Source organism: Acidovorax sp. HMWF018 (assembly GCF_003061035.1).
GTDB lineage: Bacteria > Pseudomonadota > Gammaproteobacteria > Burkholderiales > Burkholderiaceae_C > Acidovorax > Acidovorax delafieldii.
Window position 1 is genome coordinate 1727 of the sequence record NZ_QAIM01000655.1, and the last position, 5947, is coordinate 7673.

A 5947-nucleotide genomic window follows, 5' to 3' on the forward strand; every position below is an offset into this window, starting at 1 on the left:
AACACCTGGCCAACTACCAGATCGAAAAGCTGATGGAGGCGCTGACCGACGGCTACCTGCGCGCCCTGGGTGAAAGCACCGACGAGCGCCGCAGCCAGATCTGGAGCCTGCTGAGCACCACCGAGTCGCAACTGAGCGAGCAGTTCAGCCGCTTTGCCGCCGACTTTGCCAAGGTGGACGAAGCCCATGCCCGTGTCAGCCGGCTCTCCGTGCCGATCCCGTTTGCCGACAAGCTGCTGCCCGCCATGACCTTTGACGTGCGTCGTGCGCTTGCCATCCACGCGCGCGGCATTGCCCATGTGGTGCAGAACACCAGCCACCTGTCGCCCAAGGACCGCGCCTACATGATGACGGCCGAGCTGTTTCTGATGCAGCACACCTGCCACTGGTACTGCAAGTCCAAAACCGTGGCCAGCGCCCGCATGCTGGCGCGGCACCAGACACCGCACGAACAGCTCGTCGCTTCCGTTTCAGCCGAAACCCGCAACGCCTACCTGACCTTGATCAACGGCGGCTGAGCCCAGCGACCCAACAATGCCCCATGCCATCCTCCACGCACACCCGCATGACCGACAGCCTGGGCAACCCCATCACGCTGCACGACGAGGCCAGCGCGACAGCGCTGAATGACTTTGTAGAAGGCTTCATCGCCTGCGAGGCCCGCGCGGTGAACGTGCTGAACGCGGCGGCCGACACCAGCCCCATCGTTCAGGCCAGCTGCGCCGCACTGCACATGTTTGCCGAGTCGGCAGACGCCCCGCGCAACGCCCGCCCCTTCATCGACCAGGCCCTGGCCCGCGCTACGGAGGCTACCGAGCGTGAACAACGCTTTGTGGCCGCCGTCGCCGCCTGGGTGGATGGCGACCTGCCCCGCGCCATTGCGCTGCACGAAGAGCAAGCCCGCCTGCACCCGCGCGACCTCGCCTCCCTCAAGCTCGGCCAATACCATTTGTTCAACCGCGGCGACTCGCCGGGCATGCTGCGCCTGGCGCTGCAGGCCCTGCCCGCAGCGGCCGAGGTCCCCTACCTGCACGGCATGCTGGCCTTTGGCTGGGAGCAATGCCACCGCCTGCAAGAGGCCGAAAGCGCCGCACGCCACGCCATCACCCTGTGCCGCAAAGAGCCCTGGGCCCACCACGCGCTGGCCCACGTCATGCTGACCCAGGGCCGCATCCGCGAAGGTACCGACTTCATGGCCAGCGTGGGCGACACCTGGACGGGCCTGAACTCCTTCATGGTCACTCACAACTGGTGGCACCAGGCGCTGTTTCTGCTGGAGCAAGACCGGCATGCCGAAGTGCTGGCGCTCTACGACAGCCAGGTCTGGGGCGTGGTCAAGGAATACACGCAAGACCAGATCAACGCCGTGTCACTGCTCGCCCGGCTGGAGCTGGCGGGTGTGGATGTGGGCGGCCGCTGGACCGACGTGGCCGACCACCTGGCACTGCGCCTGGCCGACCACGTACTGCCCTTTCTGGACCTGCAATACCTCTACGGCCTGGCCCGCGCCGGGCGCATGGAGGCCGCGCGCACGCTGCAAAACGACATCGCAGCCCACGCCGCCACCCGCACCGAGGCGCATGAACGCACCGTGTGGCAACAGGTGTGCGTGCCTGCCGCCCACGGCCTGCTGGCACATGCGCAGGGCGACTGGGCGACGGCAGTGGAGAAGCTGGGCGTGGCCCTGCCCAGGCTGGTGGAGATTGGCGGCAGCCACGCGCAGCGGGATCTGTTTCACCAGATCTGGCTGGACGCACTGCAGCGCAAAGGGCAGTGGGCGGCGGTGCAGAACGTGTTGCAGCCGATAGTGAATGGGCAGCCGGAGTCGGTGAGGCTGGCGCGGCAAGTGGGGGTGGTGAATGCAGCGCTGAAATTGCCGGGTTGAGTCCCAAAGCCGCTTCCCAACGCGCTCCACAGCAAACGCAACCAGACTTGGATTCGCGTAACGACTTTCACACCCAGATACAGCCAACAGGCTGATCAATCCGTGTTTCCAGAGAATCTGGAACTGACAATTGTGGGCCGTTTAACTTCATGCCGACCTGCGGGCTGTGCCAATCGACGCATCCACATGCCGCGTCGTAGAGAGCGAGTGAGACACCCAGTCGGCACCCACCATGCCTCTCGTCATTTCCAGCCAGCCCGCAGGCCCGCGCTTCTCTATCACCGCCGAGGCAGAGATGCCCACCATCGTAGTGACGGCGGCGCTACAAAACCAGCCCATGCCCTCGGGTGCCGCCCCCATATACGAGTGGTCGGCTACCCTTGCTTTTGACGGTAGTTCACCAGCCACCAATGCCACCTTTGGCGGCGGCAGAAGCACGCAGCACAGCCGCATCGCTCCGCAGGTAAGTGCCAACGCCAGTTGGCGAATACCCTTCACCGAAATACGGGGCGGCGTGTTGACGGTGCAAGTCATTTTGCGCGCCGGAGGGACTGAGCAGCGCGCCCAGGCGACATGGACGATCGCGGGAACAAATCCCACTGGTACGGCCATACGCGCCTTTGCCAACAGCATTGGGGCTAACCGCGCCGTCTTTCGAAAGAAAATGCGCCAGGAAAGCTCGCTCCAACAGTTCCGGACGCCAGGTAACTGGCCGAAGTACAGCAGCGATGGTCTTGGCGGCGTTGGCTTGTGCCAACTGACACGCCCTGCACCTACAGCCGATCAAACTTGGAGCTGGAAAGAGAATGTACGCGGCGGATGGGCGCTGTACTTGGAAAAGGAACGCATTGCCCGCGCTTACCCTCGCAACGTACGTAGCGGAGAGCGTTTTCGTAATCTGGTGACTGCATGGAACCGCGCTCGTACCGCACAAGGGCTGCCCGCCTTGCCTGTGGAATTACCTGACTACACGCCGGAGCAACTTGAGTTGGACACACTTCGCGGCTTCAACGGATATGCCAATGGCTTGCATGAGTACAGGGTACGACTCGATAACGGCGCTCTTTTCGTAACGGTGGATTCCAGCGGCCAGCGGGGGTTTGCCGAATGGGAGCGAGTGCCAGTAGCCGCCAGAGGCACGGTCGGTGATCCAAACTATGTAGAGAACGTGCTTGCCCAATCGGACTTCTGAACGTGCTGACAACCTCTGATTCCATTGCGACCCGCCCACGCGGTCTGCTAGCTGCGTCCGGCGTACTTGCCTTGTCTTTGCTCTTGGCGGCGTGTTCCCCAGAGAATGCAAACACCGCGTCGCAAGTACGTGCTTCCACGGCGGCTAGCGGGAGAGAGAACTCGCAGCATCTGTATGTGGTGTATTGCAACGGCACCGTTGACCACCTGGATCTTGCGAAACAGGCCAAGGTAGCAAGCTTTCAACTGTCAGACCGCAGCGGCAGCCCTCCCGCCGTGGCCAAGCTGCCGGCAGCAGGCGTGCGACCTGACAGCTGTTTGGCCAGACCGGCCTCGTTGACCGATGCCCTGCCTCAGGATGAAGGAATGGCGCTCATCGTTGCATCTGCCCAGTTGCAGCGTGACGACACAAGCGGACGCATGCCTTACAGTCTCCTCAAATTTTCAGTGCCTGCATGGACTTTGCAGAGCCGACAGGATCTGGGCAGCTTTGATGTACTCAATGGAACGCCGCCAAGCATTACACGTGGCTCCGACGGGCGGCTCAAGCCCCAGCTGGCTGAAATCGACCTGACTTCTGAGCTGCGTGCAGAGCTCAGCCGTTACGCGGGCGGCGCCACGGTGACATTTGCCACCCCGCTCGCAACATCTGCCAACACCGCGCTGATTGGATACACAGCTTCTCAAAATGCCCACGGTGCGGCTTATGCGCTGCTCCACCGTACACAACGCAGCATCGTACGGATTGAGGGCGTTCCCGGCAGCGACCCTGAGCCTGCTCTCACGCTGGCGCCGGGGGGACAGTTTGTCCTGCACTCGGTGCGCGCTTTCTCCTCCAAGCAGGGCAGCCGCCAACTCGCAGCCACAGGCGAACTGAGGCTGTACGGAGCGGACGGTAAGCTGGTCAGCCAGCAAACAGATGAGCGTGTTGCCGGAGACTGGTATCCCATTGCGCTGACGCCGCAGGGAGTCGCCGTTTACACCGATCGACGCGGTACCTACCGCTTCGTGACACTAGGGCGCATGTTTGGTGTGGAGCCTGTGCAGGACCCCAATACCGATGACCTGGGCGGTACACGCCCAGGTGTCATCTATGCAGGCGGGTAAAGACCTCGGGCCTCCTCACCGCACCACCAACTTCGTCTGGTCGTACACCGGCTGCTCCGGCAAATCCGCCAGGTGCCGCACATCGGCCCAGTCCAGCACTTCCACGGCATCGCCACTCACCCGCACGCGGTTGAGCCCCGCGTTGGGGATGTCGCTCTGGCGCGGGCCGTCCAGCCCCGTGCCACGGGCCGTGCGCCAGATCATGTCGAGCACGCCGCCGTGGGTGACCACCATCACGGTCTGGCCGCTGTGCTGCTGGGCGATGCGGTAGACGGCGGCCATCACGCGGGTGTGGAACTGGCGGGTGGTCTCGCCGCCGGGCATGCCGTAGTCGGCTTCAAAGCGCAGCCATTGGTTCCAGGCATCGGCGTGTTCCTGCTTGACGTCGTCCACGCGCTTGCCGTCCACCACGCCAAAGTTTTGCTCGCGCAGGGCGCTGTCGGTCAGCGTGTCGATGCGGGCCTGGGGGAACAGCACCTGCAGGCTGGGCGTGGCGGTCTGCTGGGTGCGGATGAGGTCGCTGCAGATGAGGTGGTGCACCACGGGGCGCTCTGCAGCCAGACGCTCAGCCAGGCGGCGGGCCTGTTCGTGGCCGGTGGCGTTGAGGGGCACATCCACGTGGCCCTGAAAACGCAGTTCGCGGTTCCAGTCGGTCTCGCCGTGGCGGATCAGGATCAATTCAGTCATGCGTGCCATTATCGAATGTACACACACGATTGCAAGGTTTTTTGGCCGCTACCGCCCGTCCAGTATGCCTTAATAGCTATTATTTTTATAACAAAACAACGGCAGACACTACCGCATAGGCACGATGAGCACTTTGCGGCGCGGCTGGCAGCCGGGGCCTTCGTAGGCGGCGCTGTCGCGCTCCCAGCCAGGGCCGGGCGAGGTTTGCGCGCACACGCGCTGGCCATCAACCAGGCTGCGCCAGTAATACCAGGGCGCGGGGGCGGCCTGTACCAGCAGCGGGGCCAGCAGAGCCAGGACTAGCAAGCAGCGGGGGACTAAAGACATGGGCATGCAATGCATCTGGCAATGTCCCTCCATGCTACGCAGGCCGCGCCGCATCAATGCCAGAAAAAGCGGTGGAATGGCCGGTCACGGCTTTTCAGCCGTCACGATCCAGCCTTCGAGCGGGTCGAGCCCTGGGGGCAGGCCATAGAGCGCATCGCCCTCGGCATGGCGCTGCTCGGCCCAGGCGGCCTGCAGCAGGCACAGCACGGCGTCCAGGCTGTCGCCGCTGGCGTCCTGCACCAGCGCATCGCGCTGGGCGTGGCTGAGCTTGAGGCGCAGGCCCAGGCGGGTCTGGCCCAGCTCCAGCGCATTCACCAGGTCTTTGCGGGCGATGAGGCGGTCGGGCGTCTGCTTGGCGCGGTCGTCGCTTTTGTAGCTGCGCCGCTGCAGCACCTCACGCGCGAGCAGGCCGGGGTAGGCCTCCAGCGCCACGCGGTGAGGGGCGCCAGGGTGCAGGCCGGGCAGGTGCACCCCGGCATCCAGCAGCAGCGGCAGGCCTGCGTGCAGCATGTAGGCCACGGGCGGATTCACCCATTTCATCGAGGGGCTGGAGCCTGCAGGCCCGTCGGTGGCGCGGTGGGCAAACTTGCCGCCCACGGGGCGCGCATCGCAGAACGCCGCAAACTGCGCGCGAATCTGCTCGCGGCTGAGGCCGCGGTAGTGCTGCATACACGCCAGCCAGTCAGTGGGCCAGCCCAGCGCCTGCACCAGCTCGCGCGGCAGGCCAAAAGGCAGGTCGAACCCGCCCAC

7 protein-coding genes are annotated in these 5947 nt (G+C 64.4%); 4 read left to right on the forward strand and 3 right to left on the reverse strand.

The genetic code is table 11. The annotated features are described in order from the left end of the window. From DBR23_RS27460 to DBR23_RS27475, 4 genes are all read left to right on the forward strand, one after another. Positions 1-518 (forward strand): hypothetical protein (locus DBR23_RS27460; protein WP_108500175.1); only part of this gene is annotated, 518 nt, incomplete at its 5' end. Positions 519-541: 23 nt separating this feature from the next. Then, positions 542-1885, forward strand: coding sequence for a tetratricopeptide repeat protein (locus DBR23_RS27465; protein ID WP_108500169.1), 1344 nt, complete (start codon positions 542-544; stop codon positions 1883-1885). 232 nt (positions 1886-2117) lie between these two features. Next, positions 2118-3077, forward strand: coding sequence for a hypothetical protein (locus tag DBR23_RS27470; RefSeq protein WP_108500170.1), 960 nt, complete (start codon positions 2118-2120; stop codon positions 3075-3077). Positions 3078-3442: 365 nt separating this feature from the next. Then, entirely contained in the window at positions 3443-4183 is a 741-nt protein-coding gene (locus tag DBR23_RS27475) for a hypothetical protein (RefSeq protein WP_146191470.1), read from the forward strand. A gap of 15 nt (positions 4184-4198) precedes the next feature. On the opposite strand, the gene DBR23_RS27480 is transcribed toward DBR23_RS27475, so the two are convergent. From DBR23_RS27480 to DBR23_RS27490, 3 genes are all read right to left on the reverse strand, one after another. Then, positions 4199-4870 carry a histidine phosphatase family protein gene (locus tag DBR23_RS27480; RefSeq protein ID WP_108500176.1) on the reverse strand — a complete coding sequence of 224 codons (672 nt, stop codon included), beginning with the start codon at positions 4868-4870 and terminating at the stop codon, positions 4199-4201. Between the two features lie 108 nt (positions 4871-4978). Further along, positions 4979-5197, reverse strand: coding sequence for a hypothetical protein (locus tag DBR23_RS27485; protein WP_108500177.1), 219 nt, complete (start codon positions 5195-5197; stop codon positions 4979-4981). 84 nt (positions 5198-5281) lie between these two features. After that, positions 5282-5947, reverse strand: a 666-nt coding sequence (locus DBR23_RS27490; RefSeq protein ID WP_233250789.1) for a DUF429 domain-containing protein, incomplete at its 5' end; no start/stop codon positions are given.